We start from the raw sequence: 21,315 nt of genomic DNA, 5'->3' as shown, positions 1-21,315 counted from the left end.
TGAATCCGAAAACACCGCGTTTATCCAGATAACACGCGTACTCGTTAACGACCATCGCCAGCAAGCCGGCTCCTACAGGGGTGGGGTTTCCTGCGCCTTGAAAATAAAAACAAGAGGGAGCAACAGATGATTCGGACACAGACAAACCTGCTGTTAGGCAGCGGTCTTCTGGCTGCCAGCCAAGCCATGGCCGGCGATTTACTGCTGTGGCAGACCAACAGCCTGAGCTATCTGTACGGCAAGGATTTCGCGATCAACCCGTCGATTCAGCAGACGATCACCTTCGAACACGCCGACCGCTGGAAGTACGGCGACAACTTCCTGTTCGTCGACAGCACCTACTACAACGGCGAGAAAGACCGGAACAAAGGCGTTCACGCCTATTACGGCGAATTCAGCCCACGCCTCTCCTTCGGCAAAATCCTCGACCGCCGCTTCGAGTTCGGCCCGATCAAGGACGTGTTGCTGGCCATGACCTACGAGAATGGCGAAGACGACACCGAGGCCTACCTGATCGGCCCCGGCTTCGACCTTGCAGTACCGGGCTTCAACTTTTTCACCTTGAATTTCTACTATCGCCAGACCGAAGGCTCGCGCCCCGGCGATGATGTCTGGCAGATCACACCGGCCTGGTCCTACACCGTCCCGCTGGGCCATTCGAACCTGTTGATCGACGGCTACCTCGACTGGGTCGTGGACAACGACCAGAACGCGCGCGGCACCTATCACGCCAACCTGCATTTCAACCCGCAGATCAAATACGACCTGGGCAAGGCCTTGGGCTGGCGGGAGAAACAGGTGTATGTCGGCGTCGAGTACAGCTACTGGAAAGACAAGTACGGCGTGGAAAACAACGCCCGCCTCGACACCAATGAAAACACCACCAGCCTGCTGGTGAAGGTGCACTTTTAAGATGACCCGCAACGGTGCCCAAAACCTGTCGTCGGTGCGCTGTTGCGGGGCACTTGAGACCCGGCCCTGGAGTCAGTATTCTCCGCGGCCGCCTGAATCCGCTTTAAAAAAAAGCCCGGATTTAATTCCTGACCAGAAAGCCAACTTATCCCGGCCCTGGACGGTATCAAGGCATTCCAACCCCCCTCTCAATCGACGGCTCTTGAGCCGCCGAACGGGAGTTTTTTTGCTTTTCGAAAGCCTTGGCGCAGCTCTTGCTAACAGCACTGAAGCTGACCGATTGGATGATTTTTTACCGCTACGGAAAAAGGCGCCACACCAGAGCGCCGACCTTAAAAAAACAACGTGAAACACCTACTTTTTGGGAGCAACCAAATGAAACGTACGTGCACTAGCCTGATGCTGGCGGGATCCTTGCTGGCCGGGGGCCAGGCCATGGCCGGCGACTTGCTGCAATGGCAGAACAACAGCCTGACCTACCTCTATGGCAAAGACTTCCAGGTCAACCCGCGCATTCAGCAGACCGTGACCTTCGAACACGCCGATGGCTGGAAATATGGGGATAACTTCTTCTTCGTCGACAAGATCTTCTACAACGGCGAAAAGGATTTCAACGTCGGCCCGAACACCTATTACGGTGAGTTCAGCCCACGTATTTCCCTGGGCAAAGTCCTCGACCAGAAAATCGAATTCGGCCCGGTCAAAGACGTGTTGCTGGCCATGACGTACGAGTTTGGTGAAGGCGATACCGAGTCCTATCTGATCGGCCCGGGTTTCGACCTGGCGATTCCCGGTTTCGACTACTTCCAGCTGAACTTCTACCAGCGTCATACCGAAGGCAGCCGTGCGGGCGACAACGTCTGGCAGATCACCCCGGTCTGGTCCTACACCATCCCGGTCGGCGATTCGAGCATCCTGATCGACGGTTTCATGGACTGGGTAGTCGACAACGACTCCAACTCCAAAGGCGATTACCACGCCAACCTACACTTCAACCCGCAAGTTAAATATGACTTGGGTAAAGCGCTGAATTTTGGCGAGAAGCAGCTGTATGTGGGTGTGGAGTATGACTATTGGTCGGACAAGTACGGGATTAAGGATAGCCAGTACTTCAAGACTGATCAGAGCACGACGAGCTTCCTGGTGAAGTTCCACTTCTGATCCAGCGGCGTCTGTGAGGACGCCTTCGCGGGCAAGCCATGCTCCTACAGGTTTTGTGCCGTTCGCCCATTATGTGAACGACACAAAACCTGTAGGAGCATGGCTTGCCCGCGAAGGCCGCACCGCCGATTTCAAGCAGCTACCACCGGCTGCAACAACCCAAGAAACCGACACAACTCATCCTTCTTGGCCAACGCATCACGCCGCCCCAGATCTATCAACTCGCTGCAATACCCCGCCTCGAACAGCAGGTAACTCAACACCCCCGCCCCGCTGGTCTTGGTCGCCCCCGGCCCGCGCAAAAACAGACGCAGCGCTGCCGGCAACTCCTGGCGATGTCGCGCAGCAATCTCATCAATCGGCTGGCTCGGCGAAATTACCAGCACCTCCACCGGCGCTACGCCGAGCGTGCGGGTCGGCGTGCCGGCGGGCATCAGATGGCTGAACTGATTCAAGCGCTGCAGCAGTTCGATGTCACTTTCCAGGCTGTCAATGAACGTACTGTTGAGCATGTGACCGCCGATCTGCGCGAGCGTCGGTTGCTGCCCGGTATAGGCCCGTTGCAGCGGTCGTTCCGGGTCGACACCGCGCGGGTTGCCGCTGACGCCCACCACCAGCACGCGGCTGGCACCCAGGTGCAGGGCCGGGCTGATCGGTGCCGATTGGCGCACCGCGCCGTCACCGAAATATTCCTCGCCGATTTTTACCGGGGCGAACAGCAGCGGGATGGCGGAGCTGGCGAGCAGGTGCTCGACGGTCAACTGCGCAGGAACGCCGATGCGTCGATGGCGTAACCAGGCGTCGATGGTGCCGCCACCCTGATAGAAGGTGACTGCCTGACCCGATTCGTAACCGAACGCGGTGACCGCCACGGCCTTCAACTGCTTCTGCGCGATGGCTTCGGCGATGCCGGTCATGTGCAATTTGTCGTTGAGCAACCGGCGCAGCGGCGAGCTGTTGAGCAGGGCCACCGGCACCTGAGCGCCGATGCCGAGCAGACTGTGGCTGACAAACCGGCTGGCCTGACGGATCACGCCCGGCCAGTCGCTGCGCAAAACCAGATGGCTACGGAACCCTTGCCAGAAAGCGGTCAGGCGTTCGATGGCATTGCGAAAGTCCATCGCCCCACTGGCGAGGCTGACCGCATTGATCGCCCCGGCCGAGGTGCCGACGATCACCGGGAACGGATTGTTTGCCCCTACCGGCAGCAATTCGGCAATCGCTGCCAGCACGCCGACCTGATAGGCCGCCCGAGCCCCGCCGCCGGAAAGAATCAACCCTGTAACCGGTTCGCCTGGACTCATGCACAACTCTCCATGGTGCTAGTTGGAATTTTCCATTCCCCTGTACCTGTAGGAGCGAGCTTGCTCGCGATGGTCATAAGGACGCCGCGGGGTATCAGGTTCCCCGCGTTAGCGTTGACCACCATCGCGAGCAAGCTCGCTCCTACACAGGGGATCGTGGTTCAACCGCGTTTTGCGTACAACTTGGGTTCGCCCGGCGGACGACTCTTGAAGCGGCGATGGGCCCAGAGGTATTGCTCCGGACAATCACGCAGCACGCCTTCGATCCATTGGTTGATCCGCAGGCAATCGGCTTCTTCGGTCTCGCCAGGGAAACCTTCGAGCGGCGCATGGATCACCAAGCGATAACCGCTGCCGTCCGCCAGACGCTCTTGCGTGAACGGCACCACCAGCGCCTTGCCCAGCCGAGCAAACTTGCTGGTGGCAGTGACGGTCGCGGCCTGAATCCCGAACAGCGGCACGAAGATGCTTTGCTTGGCGCCGTAGTCCTGATCCGGTGCGTACCAGATCGCCCGGCCGGCCCGCAGCAGTTTGAGCATGCCGCGCACGTCTTCACGCTCCACGGCCAGCGAGTCGAGGTTGTGTCGCTCACGGCCATTGCGCTGGATGTAATCGAACAGCGGGTTCTTGTGCTCGCGGTACATGCCGTCGATGGTGTGTTGCTGGCCGAGCAATGCCGCGCCGATTTCCAGCGTGGTGAAATGCACGGCCATCAGAATCACGCCCTTGCCTTCGCGCTGGGCTTTTTTCAGGTGCTCCAGCCCTTCGACATGCGCCAACCTGGCCAGGCGCTCCCGCGACCACCACCAGCTCATGGCCATTTCAAAGAACGCGATGCCAGTGGAGGCAAAGTTTTCCTTAAGCAGGCGCTTGCGCTCGGCAGCGGATTTTTCCGGGAAGCACAGCTCCAGGTTGCGCTTGGCGATGCGCCGTCGGTCGCCCGCCGCGCGATACATCAATGCACCGAGGGCACGACCAATAAACAGCAGCGCCGGGTAAGGCAACTGAACGATCAGCCACAACAGCCCCAAGCCGCACCACAGCGGCCAGAAACGCGGCATCAGAAATGTTTTTTGAAAACGCGGGCGATCCATTAAAGGTTCCGGAAAGACAATGGCCGCGCATTCTACATCGTTCGACCCGGCTTGCGGCTCGCGAGCGTTCTCGTTATAAGTCTCGGCACTTTTAGTGACAAGCCGTTGTATGCCGACCATGAGCCAAATCGAACCGCAAGACCAGGATCCCGTGTTCCAGTTGAAGGGCAGCATGCTCGCCATTACCGTGCTGGAGCTGGCCCGCAACGACCTCGAAAGCCTTGATCGGCAATTGGCCGCCAAGGTCGCCCAGGCGCCCGGCTTTTTCAGCAACGCGCCGCTGGTACTGGCGCTGGACAAGCTTCCGGCCAGCGAAGGCGCGGTCGATCTGCCAGGCTTGATGCGCGTCTGCCGCCAGCACGGCCTGCGCACCCTGGCGATCCGTGCCAGCCGCATCGAAGACATCGCCGCCGCCATCGCGGTCGACCTGCCGGTGCTGCCGCCCTCCGGCGCCCGCGAGCGTCCACTGGACCCGCTTGAAGGCACCGTGGCGAAGAAACCGGAAAAACCCGCTGAACCGACGATAAAACCGACGAAAATCATCACCTCGCCGGTACGCGGCGGCCAGCAGATTTATGCCCAGGGTTGCGACCTCGTCGTGATCTCCTCGGTCAGCCCGGGGGCGGAACTTCTCGCCGACGGCAACATCCATGTATACGGGCCGATGCGCGGTCGTGTATTGGCCGGGGTCAAAGGCGACACGAAAGCCAGGATTTTCTGTCAGCAAATGAGCGCTGAACTGGTCTCCATCGCCGGCCACTACAAGGTTTCGGAAGATCTGCGTCGCGACCCTTTGTGGGGCGCGGGTGTACAGGTCAGCCTGTCGGGCGATGTGTTGAACATCATTCGGCTTTAACGGATACTGCCGCATTTTCCAAGCATCTCTAAAACGTAGCGAAAACGGCTCAAACGAAGTAGGAAAAAGGCCTAAAGCAGTGTTTACCGGGGGTAAGCGCGGTTCATGACCGGATTCCAGCCAAGCTGTCCGACTGCAGTCGTTTTTCCAGAGATGTTTTTCAGGGGCTAAATGTCCTTTTTCCTTAGGGGTGAAACACCTTGGCCAAGATTCTCGTGGTTACATCCGGCAAGGGTGGTGTGGGTAAGACCACCACCAGTGCTGCTATCGGTACCGGCCTCGCACTGCGCGGTCACAAAACAGTTATCGTCGACTTCGACGTCGGCTTGCGTAACCTCGACCTGATCATGGGTTGCGAGCGTCGCGTCGTGTATGACTTCGTCAACGTGGTTAACGGCGAAGCCAACCTGCAACAGGCCCTGATCAAAGACAAACGCCTGGAAAACCTCTACGTACTGGCCGCCAGTCAGACCCGCGACAAAGACGCGCTGACCGTCGAAGGCGTGGAAAAAGTCCTGATGGCGTTGAAAGAAGACTTCGAATTCGTGGTCTGCGACTCCCCGGCCGGCATCGAGAAGGGTGCTCACCTGGCCATGTACTTCGCCGATGAAGCGATCGTCGTGACCAACCCGGAAGTCTCCTCGGTTCGTGACTCGGACCGCATGCTGGGCCTGCTGGCCAGCAAATCGCGTCGCGCCGAAAACGGCGAAGACCCGATCAAGGAACACTTGCTGTTGACCCGTTACAACCCGCAACGCGTCAGTGATGGCGAGATGCTCGGCGTCGAAGACGTGAAAGAGATTCTGGCCGTGACCCTGCTGGGCGTCATTCCGGAATCCCAAGCGGTACTCAAGGCTTCCAACTCCGGTGTACCCGTAATTCTTGACGACCAGAGCGACGCCGGTCAGGCGTACAGCGATGCAGTCGAACGTCTGCTGGGTAAAACCGTAGAACATCGATTCCTCGATGTGCAGAAGAAAGGATTCTTTGCGAGTTTGTTTGGAGGTCGGTAATGAACATTTTTGACTTCTTTCGCGCCAACAAGAAGCCAAGTACTGCGTCGGTAGCGAAAGAGCGTCTACAGATCATCGTGGCGCATGAACGCGGCCAACGCAGTACGCCGGATTACTTGCCAGCCTTGCAGAAAGAGCTGGTCGAAGTCATCCGCAAGTACGTCAATATCGGGTCCGATGACGTGCATGTCGCCCTGGAAAACCAGGGTAGCTGCTCGATTCTGGAACTCAATATCACCCTGCCGGATCGCTGAGTCGATCCGTCGGGAGCCACGGCGGCTCAGGCTTTTGCAGCTCCTTGTAGGAGCGAAGCTTGCTCGCGAAGGTGTGTCAGTCGACATTAACGTTGCTGACACACCTTCGCGAGCAAGCTTCGCTCCTACAAGAGCCCTGAAAGCCTGAGTCGCCGTTGGCGTTTGTTACGAGGCTGTTTAATGCCGCTGTCCAACGTCCACATCATCCATCAGGACGCCGCCGTACTGGTGGTGAATAAACCAACCCTGTTGCTTTCCGTCCCCGGCCGGGCCGATGACAACAAGGATTGCCTGATCACCCGCCTGCAAGAAAACGGCTACCCCGAAGCCCGCATCGTCCATCGCCTGGACTGGGAAACCTCCGGCATCATTCTGCTGGCCCGTGACCCGGACACCCATCGCGAATTGTCTCGGCAATTTCACGACCGTGAAACCGAAAAGGCCTACACCGCACTTTGCTGGGGCCAGCCGGAACTGGACAGCGGCAGCATCGACCTGCCACTGCGCTACGACCCGCCGACCAAGCCGCGCCATGTGGTGGATTTCGAGTTCGGCAAAAACGCCCTGACATTCTGGCGCGTGCTGGAACGATGCGGCGACTGGTGCCGCGTTGAACTGACGCCGATCACCGGCCGCTCCCATCAGTTGCGCGTGCACATGCTCTCCATCGGCCACCCGCTGCTGGGTGACGGGCTCTATGCCCACGAACAGGCGCTGGCCGCCTGGCCACGGCTGTGCCTGCACGCGAGCATGCTCAGCTTCACTCATCCGCAGACCGGTGAACGCCTGCGTTTCGAGTGCCCGGCACCGTTCTAAGCGGAAAAAGCCGAATCTGTAGGAGCGAGGCTTGCCCGCGAAAGCGGAGTGCCAATCGACATCAACTTTGATTGACAGTCCGCTTTCGCGGGCAAGCCTCGCTCCTACAGAGGATCTACTCCGAGTCAATTGGGGGGCCACTCCATCAGCAGCCCGCCGCCAATTCTCCAGCCAATACGGTAAACTTGCGCCATTGCTGTCTGGAGCTACTTATGCGCGAAGAGTTGAACCAAGGCCTGATCGATTTCCTCAAGGCCTCCCCTACCCCGTTTCATGCCACCGCCAGCCTTGTTCAGCGCCTGGAAGCGGCGGGTTATCAGCGTCTCGACGAACGCGAGCCCTGGACCACTGAAGCCAACGGCCGTTACTACGTCACCCGTAACGACTCTTCGATTGTCGCCGTCAAAATGGGCCGTAACTCTCCCCTGCACGGCGGTATCCGCCTGGTCGGCGCCCATACCGACAGCCCGTGCCTGCGGGTCAAACCCCAGCCGGAACTGCAACGCCAGGGTTTCTGGCAACTGGGTGTCGAAGTGTATGGCGGCGCGCTGCTGGCTCCGTGGTTCGACCGCGATCTGTCCCTGGCAGGCCGCGTGACCTTCCGCCGCGACGGCAAGGTCGAGAGCCAGCTGATCGACTTCAAGACGCCGATTGCGATCATTCCGAACCTGGCCATTCACCTCAATCGTGAAGCCAACATGGGTTGGGCGATCAACGCCCAGACCGAATTGCCGCCGATCCTCGCGCAGTTCGCCGGTGACGAGCGCGTGGACTTCCGCGCCGTGCTCACCAATCAACTTGCTCTCGAACATGGCCTGAACGCCGACGTGGTGCTCGACTACGAGCTGAGCTTCTACGACACCCAGAGCGCTGCGGTCATCGGCCTGCATGGCGACTTCATCGCCGGTGCGCGCCTCGACAACCTGCTGTCCTGCTACGCCGGCCTGCAAGCGTTGCTGACGGCTGAAACCGACGAAACCTGCGTACTAGTCGCCAATGACCACGAGGAAGTCGGCTCCTGCTCGGCCTGTGGCGCTGACGGCCCGATGCTGGAGCAGACGCTGCGTCGTTTGCTGCCTGAAGGTGATGAATTCGTACGCACCATTCAGAAATCCCTGCTGGTCTCGGCCGACAATGCCCACGGCGTACATCCCAACTACGCCGACAAGCACGACGCCAACCACGGCCCGAAACTCAACGCCGGCCCGGTGATCAAGGTCAACAGCAACCAGCGTTACGCCACCAACAGCGAAACCGCCGGGTTCTTCCGCCATCTGTGCATGGCCGAAGAAGTGCCGGTGCAAAGCTTCGTGGTGCGCAGCGACATGGGCTGCGGCTCGACCATCGGCCCGATCACCGCCAGCCACCTGGGCGTGCGCACCGTGGACATCGGCCTGCCGACATTCGCCATGCACTCGATCCGCGAGCTGTGCGGCAGTCATGATCTGGCGCACCTGGTGAAAGTGCTGAGCGCGTTCTACGCCAGCCAAGAGCTGCCGTAATCCCTGTAGGAGCCGGCTTGCTGGCGATCCAGGCGACGCGGTGTAACTGACGCACCGCGCTGATCCTATCGCCAGCAAGCCGGCTCCTACACGTGTTAAAACCGCTAGACTTAAATCATCCCTTTCGACAAGGCAGTCGCTCATGATCTCGATGTCTTCATTTCACGCCATGCTGATCCCGATTCTTGCCGGGATGATCCTGCTGGCGATCGGCTTCAACTTCCGCGACAAGAATGCCGGCGTGTTCGCTATGTGGATCGGCATGCTGACCATCCTCGCTACCGTGGTCTTCAAGATCCTCGCCAAACTCAACGAATAAATCCTCGCCCTCGGCTCGCATTGATTTTGGCGGGCTCGTACACTCGGTCGATCTGCTCTTTTCAAGGTTGACCGCCTAGTGTTCGCTCGTCTTTTTGCCCTGCCCAGCCTTTTCCTCGTCTGCCTGATGGCGCTGCTGCCGATCATGCCGGCCCAGGCCGTCGGTTTACCGAGCTTGCTCAACAGCTCGGCGAAAACCCAGCCCGAGGCGCAAGAACCCCTCGGGCAATCCCTCGACGAAGTCATCAAGTCACTGGAGAACGATCAGCAACGCAGCAAATTGCTGGCCGACTTGAAGAAGCTGCGCGACGCCACCAAAAAAGCCCAACCGGCTGCCGAAGAAGGCGTGTTGGGCCTGATTGGCGGCACGCTGGCCAATTTTGAAAAACAATTCTCCGGCGCTGACAGCCCGCTCACACGCTGGTCCGACGAGTTTGATCTGGCCAAGGAAGAACTGGCGGGGTTGGTGTTGCCGGCCAATGAATGGCTGCCGATCATCTTTGGCTTCGCCATGATTTTGATGGTCTGGAGCCTGCTGGCCGCCGCGCTGATCTGGCTCGGTCACCGGGTACGGATGCGCTTTGGCCTGACCGAAGAATTGCCGCAGCATCCCAAGGCCCTCGACATGCTGCGCTTTGCCCTGCGCAAACTCGGGCCTTGGCTGATCGCCCTGGTGATGACCGTCTACATGACCTACGCACTGCCCTCGTCATTGGGCAAAAGCCTGGCGATGGTGCTGGCCTATGCGCTAGTGGTCGGCACGTGTTTTTCGGCGATCTGCGTGATCGCCTTTTCCTTGCTCGACGGGCCACACCGCCACCGCGCCTTGTACATCCTGCGGCATCAGGCCTTTCGGCCGCTGTGGCTGATCGGCAGTTTTGCCGCGTTCGGCGAAGCCTTGAACGACCCGCGACTGGTCGCCAGCCTCGGCAGCCATTTGGCGCACACCGCCGCCACCATCGCCAACGTGCTGGCCGCGCTGTCTACCGGGCTGTTCATCCTGCGCTTCCGACGCCCCATCGCCCACTTAATCCGCAACCAACCGCTGTCACGGCGCCTGACCCGCCGCGCACTCAGCGACACCATCGAAATTCTCGGCACCTTCTGGTACATGCCAGCGCTGGTGCTGGTGGCGATTTCGCTGTTCGCCACGTTCGTTTCCGCCGGCGACACCAGCACCGCGTTGCGCCAATCGCTGATCTGCACCGTGCTGCTGGTGTTGTGCATGGTTATCAACGGGCTGGTGCGCCGACACGCACTGAAACCGCAACGTGGCGTGAAGCGTCATGCTCTGTATTCCGAACGCCTGAAAAGCTTCTTCTATACCCTCGCCCACTTGCTGGTGTGGCTGGCGTTCATCGAACTTGGCCTGCGGGTCTGGGGCATGTCGCTGATTGCGTTCACCGAAGGCGAAGGCCATGAAGTCAGCGTCAAACTGTTCAGCCTCGGCGGCACGCTGATTTTTGCCTGGCTGATCTGGATTCTCAGCGACACGGCGGTGCACCACGCCCTCACCCGCTCTCGTAAAGGCCAGGCCAACGCGCGTGCGCAAACGATGATGCCGCTGATCCGCAACGTGCTGTTCGTGGCGATATTCATCGTTGCGCTGATCGTCGCCCTGGCGAACATGGGCATGAACGTCACGCCGCTGCTGGCCGGTGCCGGCGTGATCGGCCTGGCCATCGGTTTCGGCGCACAATCGTTGGTCGCGGACCTGATCACCGGGCTGTTCATCATCATTGAGGACTCCCTGGCCATCGACGACTACGTGGATGTCGGCGGTCACCTCGGCACTGTCGAAGGCCTAACCATTCGCACCGTGCGCCTGCGGGACATCGACGGCATCGTCCACACCATCCCGTTCAGTGAAATCAAAAGCATCAAGAACTACTCGCGGGAATTCGGCTACGCGATCTTTCGCGTGGCGATCCCCTCGAACATGGACATCGATAACGCGATCAAACTGATGCGCGACGTCGGCCAGAAGATGCGCGCCGATCCACTGCAACGACGCAACATCTGGTCGCCGCTGGAGATTCAAGGGGTCGAGAGTTTCGAGTCAGGCAACGCGATTCTGCGGGCCCGCTTCAAAACCGCGCCGATCAAGCAGTGGGAGGTGTCTCGCGCGTTCAACCTGTCCTTGAAACGGCACCTGGATGAAGCCGGGCTTGATCTGGCGACACCGCGCATGAGTGTGCAAGTGGTCACGGCGGGTGGCGGCCCAATAGCCGATTAACCCTTGGCCACCTGTGGGAGCGAGCCTGCTCGCGATGGACGCACAGGCACCGCGCTCATTCAGACAGCACACGTAATCGTTCACGACCATCGCGAGCAGGCTCGCTCCCACAGGATCTGCGGCCCAAGACCGGCGGTATTTAACAAATCGCAGGCATAAAAAAATCCCCGAACCAGTCGGGGATTTTTTATGTTCGATCAATCAGCCCGGGGGCGGATCAATCTTCGCGATAGCGACGCAGCTTCAACTGCTTACCGGCAACGCGAGTGTCCTTCAGCTTGGTCAGCAGACGCTCCAGACCATCTTCCGGCAGCTCGACGAGGCTGAAGCTGTCACGCACCTGGATGCGACCGATGGCTTCACGCGCCAGACCACCTTCGTTGAGGATGGCGCCCAGCAGGTTTTTCGCCGCGATACCGTCACGCGCGCCCAGCGCGGTACGGCAACGGGCACGACCTTCGGCCAATGGAACCGGAGCGCGACGCTCACGATCACCACGGTCCGGACGATCACCGGTGCGCTCTGGACGATCGCCACGCGGTGCGTTGTTCGGCACCAGTGGACGTTCTTTCTCGATTGCAGCCAGGGTCAGCGCCTGAGCGTTGGTCGCCTTGCGCAGCAGGGCAGCAGCCAGTGCACGCGGCGTGCAACCGATATCGGCAGTCAGGCGATCCAGCAGATCACCGTGAGTCGATTCGGCATCGCCAACCAGCGGCGACAGGCTGTTGGTCAGTTTCTTGATGCGGGCATCGAGAACAGCCTGAGCGTCCGGCAGGCGAACTTCGGCAACTTTCTGACCGGTTACACGCTCGATCACTTGCAGCATGCGGCGCTCACGCGGAGTCACCAGCAGCAGTGCACGACCTTCGCGACCGGCACGGCCAGTACGGCCGATACGGTGAACGTAGGATTCCGGATCGTACGGCATGTCAACGTTGAACACGTGAGTGATGCGCGGAACGTCCAGGCCACGAGCGGCAACGTCGGTCGCCACAACGATGTCCAGACGGCCATCCTTGAGGGAGTCGATAACGCGCTCACGCTGGTTCTGGGCAATGTCACCGTTCAGCGCAGCGGCTTTGTAGCCTTTGGCTTCCAGGGCGCTGGCCAGGTCCAGGGTCGCTTGCTTGGTGCGCACGAACATGATCAGGGCGTCGAAGTCTTCGACTTCCAGCAGGCTCAATACAGCCGAGGTCTTCTGGTCAGCGTGAACCAACAGGTGAGCCTGTTCGATCGCGGTAACGGTCTGAGTCTTGGTCTGGATCTTCACGTGTTGCGGATCGCGCAGGTGGCGTTCGGCAATGGCACGGATCGACTGTGGCAGGGTGGCCGAGAACAGTACGGTCTGACGGGTTGGAGGCAAGGCCTTGAAGATGACTTCGAGGTCGTCCATGAAGCCCAGTTTGAGCATTTCGTCGGCTTCGTCGAGAACCAGGTGGTTCACGGTCGACAGGACTTTTTCGTCACGACGCAGGTGGTCGCACAGACGGCCCGGAGTGGCGACAACGATCTGTGCGCCATTACGGATTGCTTTCAGTTGTGGACCCATAGGGGCGCCGCCGTAAACGGCCACAACAGTAACGCCTGGCATTTGCTTGGCGTAGGTTTCGAAAGCGGTTGCTACTTGCAGCGCCAACTCACGGGTTGGCGCCAGGATCAGGGCTTGCGGCTCGCGCTTGGCAGGATCGATGCAGTGCAGGATAGGCAGGGCGAACGCAGCGGTTTTACCCGTACCGGTTTGCGCCTGACCAATCATGTCCTGGCCGGCCATGATGATCGGGATCGATTGCTGCTGAATAGCCGAAGGCTCTTCGTAGCCAGTCGCAATGACGGCTGCAAGGATATTCGGATTAAGATTAAAAGCGGCGAAGCCGCCGGTTTCCTGGGTCATGGGTCTGCCTCTAAGTGCATCCGCAAAGACCCATGCTCCAAAGCTGCGCATGCCGTGTAAGACTCAAGAGTCGCCCTGGCTGCTTTGTCGGCGGGGATTTGCGAAAACGAATGAATGAAAAAGATTCGTCAAGGGAGAGTCCGCTGTGCGGACGTGCAGCCGAAGCTGACTTCGGGGAATTGCGCTACCTAAACGCGGCCCGGTTAAAGGCCGGCGCGCACTATACCGGAATTCGCCCAAAAAGGGAGCATTATTTGTCGGAAAACTGACGGATACACCGTTGTGTCACAGGCTTTGCGGATAATCGTGCGACGGTCTATTTTTCAAAGGCCCGGCCCTGCTGGGGATGGCGCTAAAACGGTTCACCGTTGTGACTCGGACCTGCGGCCTCGCCTCCCCCTTAAAACCCCTTCCCGTCCGAGGAATTGTTCGATGAATCAACCTGTTACCAGCCGTGTGACCTGCGAAAGGCGCGGCCATGTCCTGTTGATAGGCCTGGATCGGGTGGCCAAGCGCAATGCCTTCGACCTCGACCTGCTCAACGCACTCAGCCTGGCCTACGGTGAGTTCGAGGCTGACAGCGAAGCGCGGGTGGCGGTGGTGTTCGGCCATGGCGAGCATTTCACCGCCGGGCTTGATCTGGTCAGCGCCAGTTCGGCCCTGGCCGAGGGCTGGCAGGCACCGCCTGGCGGTTGCGATCCGTGGGGCGTGTTCGCGGGTCCGCGAGTCAGCAAACCGGTGATCGTCGCCGCGCAAGGTTATTGCCTGACCATCGGTATCGAGCTGATGCTCGCCGCCGACATCAACCTCTGCGCCAGTAACACCCGGTTTGCCCAGAAAGAAGTGCAGCGCGGGATTTTCCCGTTCGGCGGGGCCACATTGCGCCTGCATCAAGTCGCTGGCTGGGGCAATGCGATGCGCTGGCTGCTGACCGGGGATGAATTCGATGCGCATGACGCGTTGCATCTGGGGTTGGTGCAGGAAGTCATGGCCAGCGAGGATTTGCTGCCCCGGGCGATTGAGCTGGCGGAGCGGATTGCCCGGCAGGCGCCGCTGGGGGTTCAGGCGACGTTGATGTCGGCGCGGCAGGCGCGTTATGAGGGAGAAACAGCAGCGGCGCTGGGGTTGCCGCCGCTGGTGAAGAAGTTGTTGGCGAGTGAGGATGCGAAGGAAGGCGTGCGGTCGATGGTTGAGAAGCGGCCCGGCATTTTCAAAGGGGTTTGAGATTTGTAGTGATTTTAAGGGCCCCTTCGCGAGCAAGCCCGCTCCCACAGGGGAACGCGTTCCAAATGTGGGAGCGGGCTTGCTCGCGAAGGGGCCATCACTGACGACACATCAAGTAGCCGGGCGAATCGCCTTGATCAACGACTGCAACGAATACCCCAACCGTGGCGCCAGCCCTTCGGCCCGCGCAACCACCCCTTCCATGTCCAGCTCCTGATCCAGCTCCGACGGCACGAGCAGAATCACGTTGCCCTCCTTCACCGGCAGCTCCCAGTAATGCCGGTGATAGAGCCCACGCAACAGCGCAGCGCCCAACGGCTTGCCATCATCGGTGGCCCACTGGTTGATCACCAGCCAGCCGCCCGGATTCAGGCGTTTCTGACAGTTTTCCAGAAAACTCCAGGCCAGATGCCCGACGCCCGGCCCGACATCGGTATAGAGGTCGACGAAAATCAGGTCGGCCGGTTCGGCGGTATCGAGCAGTTCCAGCGCATCGCCGACACGGATGTACAGCCGCGGATCATCATCCAGCCCCAGGTATTCGATGGCCAGACGCGGCACATCGGGCCGCAGCTCGATGGCTTCGACATCTTCCAGCGGCAAGAACTTCAGGCAAGCCTGGGTCAGCGTGCCGGCACCGAGGCCGAGGAACAGCGCGCTTTCCGGTTGCTCGTGGCACAACGCGCCGATCAGCATGGCACGGGTGTAATCGTATTCGAGCCAGCTCGGGTCGGCGGTGAACACGCAGCTCTGTTCGATGGCATCACCGAACTCGAGAAAACGGTAATCGGCCACTTCCAGCACGCGAATCACGCCGAACTCGTCCTGTACCTCGGCGAGCAGATGCTCGACGCGCTCCTCAGTCATTTCGTCTCCAGATCGTCACCGGGCCCGGCAACGCAATGCACCGCAACATCAGGCGGCAAAGGCGCGATTGTCCGCGAAGCGACGGGAACAGGTCACGCACTAATTTGCTGATAACATAAACGTCCGAGCGTAAAACAACCGAGACCGTGATGAGCCAACCCTGGAGCCCTGACAGCTGGCGCGCCCTGCCGATCCAGCAACAACCCCACTACCCCGACGCGGCGCATTTGCTGCACGTCGAGCAAACCCTGGCGAGTTATCCGCCGCTGGTGTTTGCCGGTGAAGCCCGGGAGTTGCGACGTCAGTTTGCCGAAGTGACCCAGGGCCGCGCATTTCTGTTGCAGGGCGGCGATTGCGCCGAAAGCTTCGCCGAGTTCTCTGCCGCGAAAATCCGCGACACCTTTAAAGTGCTGCTGCAAATGGCGATCGTCATGACCTTCGCCGCCGGCTGCCCGGTGGTCAAGGTCGGGCGCATGGCCGGTCAGTTCGCCAAACCGCGTTCGGCCAACGACGAAACCATCGACGGCGTGACCCTGCCCGCCTACCGTGGCGACATCGTCAACGGCATCGGCTTCGACGAAAAAAGCCGTGTGCCGGACCCGGAGCGTCTGCTCCAGTCCTATCACCAGTCCACCGCGACCCTGAACCTGTTGCGTGCCTTCGCCCAGGGCGGCTTTGCCGACCTGCATCAGGTGCACAAGTGGAACCTGGACTTCATCGCCAACTCGGCGCTGGCGGAAAAATACAGCCACCTCGCCGATCGCATCGATGAAACCCTGGCGTTCATGCGCGCCTGCGGCATGGACAGCTCGCCACAACTGCGCGAAACCAGTTTTTTCACCGCCCACGAAGCGCTGCTGCTGAACTACGAAGAAGCCTTCGTGCGTCGCGACAGCCTGACCAACGATTACTACGATTGCTCGGCGCACATGCTGTGGATCGGCGACCGCACCCGTCAGCTCGACGGCGCTCACGTCGAATTCCTGCGCGGGGTGAACAACCCTATCGGGGTCAAGGTTGGCCCGAGCATGAACCCGGAAGACTTGATTCGCCTGATCGACGTGCTCAACCCGGACAACGATCCAGGTCGCCTGAACCTGATCGCACGGATGGGCGCGAACAAGGTTGGCGATCATTTGCCGCAACTGATCCGCGCGGTGCAGCGTGAAGGCAAGCAAGTGCTTTGGAGTTCCGATCCGATGCACGGCAACACCATCAAGGCCAGCAGCGGCTACAAGACCCGCGACTTTGCGCAGATTCTTGGCGAGGTGAAGCAGTTCTTCCAGGTGCACGAAGCGGAAGGCACCTATGCCGGCGGCATTCACATCGAGATGACCGGGCAGAATGTCACCGAGTGCATTGGTGGTGCGCGACCGATCACCGAGGACGGGTTGTCGGATCGGTATCACACCCATTGCGACCCGCGGATGAATGCGGATCAGTCGCTGGAGTTGGCGTTTTTGATTGCCGAAACCCTGAAGCAAGTCCGTCGGTAAACCGTGTTGCGCCCATCGCGAGCAGGCTCGCTCCCACATTGGACCGTGTCCGACAGGACAACTCGGTCAACTGTGGGAGCGAGCCTGCTCGCGATGGCATCAGTTCAGACACCACCAATACCGGCCAATGCCACCCGCAACCGCCCCGCACTCTCCCGCGGGCAATTCAATTGCACCCGCTCCAACCCCAGCCAATCCGCCATTCGCCGCAAATTCACCGCCAACGCCAGCATCCCCTCCTCATCCAGCCCCGGCTCTTCCTCATGCACGGCATGCACCGCCAACCGCCCCAACGCCCGCTCCGCACGCAAATCCACCCGCGCAGCAATCCGCTCGTTGTATAAAAACGGCAACACGTAATAGCCGTAGACCCGCTTGTCCGGCGGCGTATAAATCTCCAGCCGATAGCGAAAATCGAACAAACGCTCGGTACGACTGCGCTCCCAGATCAGCGAATCGAAGGGTGACAGCAAGGCACTGGCCTCGACCTTGCGCGGCACTTTCGGCTCTGACAAACAAAAGCCCGGTTGCCGCCAACCCTGGACTTCACAGGTCAGCAGCTCCCCGGCTTCCACCAGCTCCGCAAGGCGCGGACGCGCATCACCCGGGCTGAGCCGGAAGTAATCGCGCAGGTCCTTTTCCGTCGCCACACCCAAGGCATTCGCGGCGTGCAACAGCAGCCCGCGCTGGGCCTCGTCCTCCGCGAGCAACGGCTGCTGCAGAATCGCCGCAGGAATCACCCGCTCGGGCAAATCATAGAGCCGCTCGAACCCACGCCGCCCAGCCACGGTCACTTCCCCGGCGGCGAACAACCATTCCAGCGCATGCTTTTCCGCGCTCCAGTCCCACCACGGCCCTGCCCGCTCCTGACGGGTCGAAAGGCTGCCGGCACCCAGCGCGCCGAGCTCTTCAACCGAGGCCAGCACCCGCCGGACGGTGTCCTGTTGCTCACGCCCGAAACGTGCCAGTTGCTGATAGATATCTTCGCCACGACTCGCGCGCTGCATGCGCCAGCGCATCAACGGGTACATCGACAGCGGCAGCAACGACGCTTCATGACCCCAATATTCGAACAGCGTACGTCGCCGGCCCGAACTCCAGGCAGCCTGGTCGAGCAAGTCGGATGAGTAATTGCCGAGGCGGGAAAACAAGGGAAGGTAGTGCGAACGCACCAAAGCATTGACCGAATCGATCTGCAAGATGCCCAGCCGCTCGATCAGGCGATTGAGCTGCACCGCTTTGATCGCCGCTGGCGGCTGGCGCCCGTTGAATCCTTGGGCGGCCAGCGCCAGGCGTCGAGCCTGTTTGATGGAAAAGGACAGCGTTGCGGGCATGAGCATCTCCTTGTCTGCTCGCAACCTACCTCACCAGGAGACGGTTTGTGTAGTTGTGGCTTACTCATTTGTGCATCGGGTCATCCCAGAATGGGCGGACGGTTTCGTGCTCGACATCCGCACGACTGAGCCCGATGTCCTTCAACGCTTCGTCGCTCATGCCCGCCAACAACTCGCGTTCACGGTGCAATTCGTACCAGCGACTGATCTTGTGCAGTAAATCCGAGACGACGTGGATGGAATGTTTCTCTACCTCGACATAACCTTTTTGACCTTTCATCTTGTTGCCCTCCGTTTGGGATGGCTCAAGTGTCACGCCAAGGCTAAGATCAATCCAACGAATGTTTCTTATGCAATACATCTCGGAGATTGATGTATGTCCGCCTTCCCAAGTATCGACACCGAAGTGCTGCGCACCTTTGTTGCCATCGCCGATCAGGGCGGTTTCACCCGCGCAGGGGAGCTGGTCAACCGCACACAATCCGCCGTCAGCATGCAGATGAAGCGGCTGGAAGAGGACGTGTTGCAGCGCCAACTGTTCCAACGCGACGGCCGCCAGGTGCGGCTGACCGCTGAAGGCCAGGTGCTGCTGGGTTACGCCCGGCGCATCCTCAAGTTGCACAGCGAGGTGTTCAACACCCTGCGCGAACCGCACATGGTCGGCACGGTGCGGATCGGCACGCCGGATGATTACGTGATGCGTTTCCTGCCGGGGATTCTGCGGCGATTCGCCCAGTCATATCCGCTGATCCAGATCGAGGTGCACTGCGAATCATCAAAACAATTGCTGCTACGCCAGGATCTGGATTTATCCATCGTTACCCGCGAGCCGGGCAACGAGATCGGTCAGTTGCTGCGCAAGGAACGTTTCGTCTGGGCTGAGGCACAATGCTACAGCGCCCACGAGCAGACACCGTTGCCGCTGGCGATGTTCAACAGTGATTGTTTCTGCAGGCTATGGGCCTGCAATGCGCTAGACGCGATGGGTCGCGATTATCGCGTTGCCTACAACAGCTCAAGCCTGTCGGCGATCATGGCGGTGGTCAGCGCCGGCCTGGCCGTCACCGCACAACTGGAAAGCCTGATCACCCCGGACATGCGCATTCTCGGTGACGCCGAAGACCTGCCCTTGCTGCCTGAAGCCAGCATCATGCTGGTGCGCAACCTGCACAACCCGTCACCGATTACCGAATGCCTGGCCGAGCACATCGTCGACGGTTTCAAACTTTAAACGCGAGCATCACCGCGCACAGCACCAGGAAGCCACAGAATAACCCGCGCAGGAGGCGCTCCGGCATGGCATGGGCGATCTTCACACCCCAACTGATGCTCAGCAGTCCACCCACGGCCAACGGCACGCCGATCATCCAGTCCACTTGATGATGCACGGCATAGGTGACCAGCGTGACGCCCGTGCTGGGCAATGCCAGTGCCAGCGACAACCCTTGGGCCACCACTTGGCTGGTGCCGAACAGGCTGGTCAGCACCGGTGTTGCCACCACCGCCCCGCCCACGCCAAACAATCCGCCCATGGTCCCGGACGCCGCGCCGAGCACACCCAGCCATGGCCAGGCGTAATTCATCTGCGAAGAAGCCGGCGCATTGGCGTAGAACATTCGCAACAGGTTGTAGGCCGACAGCGCGATCAGGAAGGCGACAAATCCGATGCGCATGGTTTGCGCATCAATACCCACCGCCCAGATGGAGCCGATCCAGGCAAAGCAAAAACCCATCGAGGCCAACGGCAGCGCGTGGCGCATTTCGATTTTGTTGCGCTGGTGATAGCGCCATAGCGCCAGCATCACGTTAGGGACGACCATCACCAGCGCAGTGCCCTGGGCAATTTGCTGATCGAGACCGAACAACACGCCAAGCAACGGAATCGCGATCAGACCGCCGCCAATGCCAAACAAGCCGCCGAGGGTTCCCAGGGCTGCGCCAAATACCAGGTACATCAAAAACTCGATCACGGGCGATTTCCTTTTATCTCAGGCCATTCATCCTACGCAGTCGGCGCTGGCGGGGAAACGCACAGCAACGCACAATGGCTGTGCCAACTTCGCATAAGCATTGATACGCCATGAACCCTAATCAATTGACCGAACAACTCGGCCTGTTCCTCGACGTGCTGGAAACCGGCAGCTTTTCCGCTGCCTCTCGCCGTCATCCACTGACCCCTTCGGCCGTGGCGCGGCGCATCGATAGCCTGGAAAGCGCGGTCGGCAGCCAGCTGTTCATTCGCAGCACCCATGCCGTCCGCGCGACCCCGGCCGGCGTGGCGTTTGCCGAGCGTGCGCGGCGGATCGTGGCGGAATTGCAACTGGCCCGCGCCGAGGCAGTGTCCCTGAGCAGCGCGCCGGAAGGGTTGATCCGGATCGACGCGCCAGCCGCGTTCGGCCGACGGCATCTGGCGCCAGTGATCGCTGATTTTCTGATGCTCTACCCCGGCCTCGACGTGCAACTGCACCTGATCGACAGTTTTGTCGACATGCAGGGTTTGAATCTGGGCAAGGTCGATCTGGTGCTGCGCGCCGGGCAAATGGCCGATACCCGGCTGGTGGCCACGCCGCTGGCGAGCATGGTGCGCATCGCCTGCGCCAGCCCTGCGTACCTGCAACGCCGTGGCGTGCCGACCGACCCGGCGCAGTTGAGTGATCACGACGGCCTCGACTGGGATGGCCTGGCGCCGCCATTTGCCTGGCGTTTCGAGCAAAACGCAGAAATGCATTTGCATCGTCCCGGGCGCATCCGCATGAGCGCCAACAATGCCGAGGCGCTGGTCTGCGGTGCGCTGGCCGGGCTCGGTATCGCGCACTTGCCGACCTGGCTGACCAGTGAATACCTGTTGCGCGGTGAACTGCTGCCGCTGTTCTGTGAACACGGCCTGCCACCGCCGGAAACCACCGGCATCTATGCGTTGCGTCTGGAGCAGCAACCCAACCCGAGGAGTCGTTTATTGCTGGAGTACCTGAAAGTCCGCTTCAGCCCTGTACCGCCATGGGATCTGGCGCTGCGAACCAATCTGGACCGGCACTAG

Annotated in this window: 20 protein-coding genes; 13 read left to right on the top strand and 7 right to left on the bottom strand. The window is 60.3% G+C overall.

Annotation, left to right across the window (positions count from 1 at the left end; translation table 11 throughout):
- The first annotated feature begins 126 nt into the window (after positions 1 to 126).
- Together PMI32_RS09805 and PMI32_RS09810 are read left to right on the top strand one after the other, a co-directional pair.
- On the top strand, positions 127 to 912 hold the full coding sequence (locus PMI32_RS09805; RefSeq protein WP_008031455.1) for an outer membrane protein OmpK: 786 nt from the start codon (positions 127 to 129) through the stop codon (positions 910 to 912).
- Positions 913 to 1,287: 375 nt separating this feature from the next.
- Positions 1,288 to 2,073, top strand: a complete 786-nt coding sequence (locus PMI32_RS09810) for an outer membrane protein OmpK (protein WP_008031454.1) — start codon at positions 1,288 to 1,290, stop codon at positions 2,071 to 2,073.
- Positions 2,074 to 2,204: 131 nt separating this feature from the next.
- Here PMI32_RS09810 and PMI32_RS09815 read toward each other — a convergent pair whose 3' ends face one another.
- A complete protein-coding gene (locus PMI32_RS09815; RefSeq protein WP_008031453.1) occupies positions 2,205 to 3,377 on the bottom strand; it encodes a patatin-like phospholipase family protein in 1,173 nt (390 codons plus the stop codon).
- A 161-nt stretch (positions 3,378 to 3,538) separates the two neighbouring features.
- Positions 3,539 to 4,471 (bottom strand): lipid A biosynthesis lauroyl acyltransferase, encoded by a 933-nt coding sequence (locus PMI32_RS09820; protein WP_008031451.1) that lies wholly within the window; start codon positions 4,469 to 4,471, stop codon positions 3,539 to 3,541.
- A gap of 118 nt (positions 4,472 to 4,589) precedes the next feature.
- Here PMI32_RS09820 and minC point away from each other — a divergent pair, with 118 nt between their 5' ends.
- The 7 genes from minC to PMI32_RS09850 all read left to right on the top strand — a co-directional run bounded on the left by minC (position 4,590) and on the right by PMI32_RS09850 (position 11,466).
- Positions 4,590 to 5,327, top strand: coding sequence for a septum site-determining protein MinC (gene minC / locus PMI32_RS09825; protein ID WP_032828916.1), 738 nt, complete (start codon positions 4,590 to 4,592; stop codon positions 5,325 to 5,327).
- A gap of 200 nt (positions 5,328 to 5,527) precedes the next feature.
- The gene (gene minD, locus PMI32_RS09830) at positions 5,528 to 6,340 is read left to right on the top strand and encodes a septum site-determining protein MinD (protein WP_008031445.1); all 813 of its coding nucleotides are present in this window, start codon (positions 5,528 to 5,530) and stop codon (positions 6,338 to 6,340) included.
- Positions 6,340 to 6,594 carry a cell division topological specificity factor MinE gene (minE, locus tag PMI32_RS09835; protein ID WP_007944431.1) on the top strand — a complete coding sequence of 85 codons (255 nt, stop codon included), beginning with the start codon at positions 6,340 to 6,342 and terminating at the stop codon, positions 6,592 to 6,594. The genes minD and minE overlap by 1 nt, the downstream gene beginning before the upstream one ends.
- Before the next feature lie 180 nt (positions 6,595 to 6,774).
- The gene (locus PMI32_RS09840) at positions 6,775 to 7,410 is read left to right on the top strand and encodes an RluA family pseudouridine synthase (protein ID WP_008031443.1); all 636 of its coding nucleotides are present in this window, start codon (positions 6,775 to 6,777) and stop codon (positions 7,408 to 7,410) included.
- Between the two features lie 212 nt (positions 7,411 to 7,622).
- Positions 7,623 to 8,912: a M18 family aminopeptidase gene (locus PMI32_RS09845; protein WP_008031440.1), complete on the top strand. Its 1,290-nt coding sequence runs from the start codon at positions 7,623 to 7,625 to the stop codon at positions 8,910 to 8,912.
- A gap of 151 nt (positions 8,913 to 9,063) precedes the next feature.
- A complete protein-coding gene (locus PMI32_RS30410; protein ID WP_162130712.1) occupies positions 9,064 to 9,231 on the top strand; it encodes a hypothetical protein in 168 nt (55 codons plus the stop codon).
- Between the two features lie 78 nt (positions 9,232 to 9,309).
- A complete protein-coding gene (locus PMI32_RS09850; protein WP_008031434.1) occupies positions 9,310 to 11,466 on the top strand; it encodes a mechanosensitive ion channel family protein in 2,157 nt (718 codons plus the stop codon).
- A gap of 217 nt (positions 11,467 to 11,683) precedes the next feature.
- On the opposite strand, the gene PMI32_RS09855 is transcribed toward PMI32_RS09850, so the two are convergent.
- Positions 11,684 to 13,357: a DEAD/DEAH box helicase gene (locus tag PMI32_RS09855; RefSeq protein ID WP_008031432.1), complete on the bottom strand. Its 1,674-nt coding sequence runs from the start codon at positions 13,355 to 13,357 to the stop codon at positions 11,684 to 11,686.
- A 432-nt stretch (positions 13,358 to 13,789) separates the two neighbouring features.
- On the opposite strand from PMI32_RS09855, the gene PMI32_RS09860 reads away from it, so the two are divergent.
- A complete protein-coding gene (locus tag PMI32_RS09860; protein WP_008031430.1) occupies positions 13,790 to 14,581 on the top strand; it encodes a crotonase/enoyl-CoA hydratase family protein in 792 nt (263 codons plus the stop codon).
- Positions 14,582 to 14,692: 111 nt separating this feature from the next.
- Here the strand turns inward: PMI32_RS09860 and PMI32_RS09865 are convergent, their stop codons facing one another.
- A complete protein-coding gene (locus tag PMI32_RS09865; protein ID WP_008031427.1) occupies positions 14,693 to 15,448 on the bottom strand; it encodes a spermidine synthase in 756 nt (251 codons plus the stop codon).
- Positions 15,449 to 15,597: 149 nt separating this feature from the next.
- Between PMI32_RS09865 and PMI32_RS09870 the strand changes: the two genes are divergently transcribed.
- A complete protein-coding gene (locus tag PMI32_RS09870; protein WP_008031425.1) occupies positions 15,598 to 16,944 on the top strand; it encodes a class II 3-deoxy-7-phosphoheptulonate synthase in 1,347 nt (448 codons plus the stop codon).
- A gap of 104 nt (positions 16,945 to 17,048) precedes the next feature.
- On the opposite strand, the gene PMI32_RS09875 is transcribed toward PMI32_RS09870, so the two are convergent.
- A complete protein-coding gene (locus tag PMI32_RS09875; protein ID WP_008031422.1) occupies positions 17,049 to 18,278 on the bottom strand; it encodes a winged helix-turn-helix domain-containing protein in 1,230 nt (409 codons plus the stop codon).
- 64 nt (positions 18,279 to 18,342) lie between these two features.
- Positions 18,343 to 18,558 (bottom strand): DUF1127 domain-containing protein, encoded by a 216-nt coding sequence (locus tag PMI32_RS09880; protein ID WP_008031420.1) that lies wholly within the window; start codon positions 18,556 to 18,558, stop codon positions 18,343 to 18,345.
- Between the two features lie 96 nt (positions 18,559 to 18,654).
- On the opposite strand from PMI32_RS09880, the gene PMI32_RS09885 reads away from it, so the two are divergent.
- Positions 18,655 to 19,509 (top strand): LysR substrate-binding domain-containing protein, encoded by an 855-nt coding sequence (locus PMI32_RS09885; RefSeq protein ID WP_008031417.1) that lies wholly within the window; start codon positions 18,655 to 18,657, stop codon positions 19,507 to 19,509.
- Here PMI32_RS09885 and PMI32_RS09890 read toward each other — a convergent pair.
- Complete coding sequence (locus PMI32_RS09890; protein ID WP_032828915.1) at positions 19,499 to 20,248, bottom strand: sulfite exporter TauE/SafE family protein; 750 nt, start codon at positions 20,246 to 20,248, stop codon at positions 19,499 to 19,501. The genes PMI32_RS09885 and PMI32_RS09890 overlap by 11 nt on opposite strands.
- A 110-nt stretch (positions 20,249 to 20,358) precedes the next feature.
- On the opposite strand from PMI32_RS09890, the gene PMI32_RS09895 reads away from it, so the two are divergent.
- The gene (locus tag PMI32_RS09895; RefSeq protein WP_008031414.1) at positions 20,359 to 21,315 is read left to right on the top strand and encodes a LysR family transcriptional regulator; all 957 of its coding nucleotides are present in this window, start codon (positions 20,359 to 20,361) and stop codon (positions 21,313 to 21,315) included.

Origin of the sequence: Pseudomonas sp. GM60, assembly GCF_000282415.1 — a bacterium.
Taxonomy (GTDB): Bacteria; Pseudomonadota; Gammaproteobacteria; order Pseudomonadales; family Pseudomonadaceae; genus Aquipseudomonas; species Aquipseudomonas migulae.
This window is presented reverse-complemented; position numbering and strand designations above follow the sequence as displayed.

What these genes read in the sequence shown, in the direction of transcription:
- PMI32_RS09805 (WP_008031455.1), top strand. Translation starts at nt 127, where the DNA reads ATGATTCGGACACAGACAAACCTGCTGTTAGGCAGCGGTCTTCTGGCT.
- PMI32_RS09810 (WP_008031454.1), top strand. Translation starts at nt 1,288, where the DNA reads ATGAAACGTACGTGCACTAGCCTGATGCTGGCGGGATCCTTGCTGGCC.
- PMI32_RS09815 (WP_008031453.1), bottom strand. Translation starts at nt 3,377, where the DNA reads ATGAGTCCAGGCGAACCGGTTACAGGGTTGATTCTTTCCGGCGGCGGG.
- PMI32_RS09820 (WP_008031451.1), bottom strand. Translation starts at nt 4,471, where the DNA reads ATGGATCGCCCGCGTTTTCAAAAAACATTTCTGATGCCGCGTTTCTGG.
- minC (WP_032828916.1), top strand. Translation starts at nt 4,590, where the DNA reads ATGAGCCAAATCGAACCGCAAGACCAGGATCCCGTGTTCCAGTTGAAG.
- minE (WP_007944431.1), top strand. Translation starts at nt 6,340, where the DNA reads ATGAACATTTTTGACTTCTTTCGCGCCAACAAGAAGCCAAGTACTGCG.
- PMI32_RS09840 (WP_008031443.1), top strand. Translation starts at nt 6,775, where the DNA reads ATGCCGCTGTCCAACGTCCACATCATCCATCAGGACGCCGCCGTACTG.
- PMI32_RS09845 (WP_008031440.1), top strand. Translation starts at nt 7,623, where the DNA reads ATGCGCGAAGAGTTGAACCAAGGCCTGATCGATTTCCTCAAGGCCTCC.
- PMI32_RS30410 (WP_162130712.1), top strand. Translation starts at nt 9,064, where the DNA reads ATGTCTTCATTTCACGCCATGCTGATCCCGATTCTTGCCGGGATGATC.
- PMI32_RS09855 (WP_008031432.1), bottom strand. Translation starts at nt 13,357, where the DNA reads ATGACCCAGGAAACCGGCGGCTTCGCCGCTTTTAATCTTAATCCGAAT.
- PMI32_RS09860 (WP_008031430.1), top strand. Translation starts at nt 13,790, where the DNA reads ATGAATCAACCTGTTACCAGCCGTGTGACCTGCGAAAGGCGCGGCCAT.
- PMI32_RS09865 (WP_008031427.1), bottom strand. Translation starts at nt 15,448, where the DNA reads ATGACTGAGGAGCGCGTCGAGCATCTGCTCGCCGAGGTACAGGACGAG.
- PMI32_RS09870 (WP_008031425.1), top strand. Translation starts at nt 15,598, where the DNA reads ATGAGCCAACCCTGGAGCCCTGACAGCTGGCGCGCCCTGCCGATCCAG.
- PMI32_RS09875 (WP_008031422.1), bottom strand. Translation starts at nt 18,278, where the DNA reads ATGCCCGCAACGCTGTCCTTTTCCATCAAACAGGCTCGACGCCTGGCG.
- PMI32_RS09880 (WP_008031420.1), bottom strand. Translation starts at nt 18,558, where the DNA reads ATGAAAGGTCAAAAAGGTTATGTCGAGGTAGAGAAACATTCCATCCAC.
- PMI32_RS09885 (WP_008031417.1), top strand. Translation starts at nt 18,655, where the DNA reads ATGTCCGCCTTCCCAAGTATCGACACCGAAGTGCTGCGCACCTTTGTT.
- PMI32_RS09895 (WP_008031414.1), top strand. Translation starts at nt 20,359, where the DNA reads ATGAACCCTAATCAATTGACCGAACAACTCGGCCTGTTCCTCGACGTG.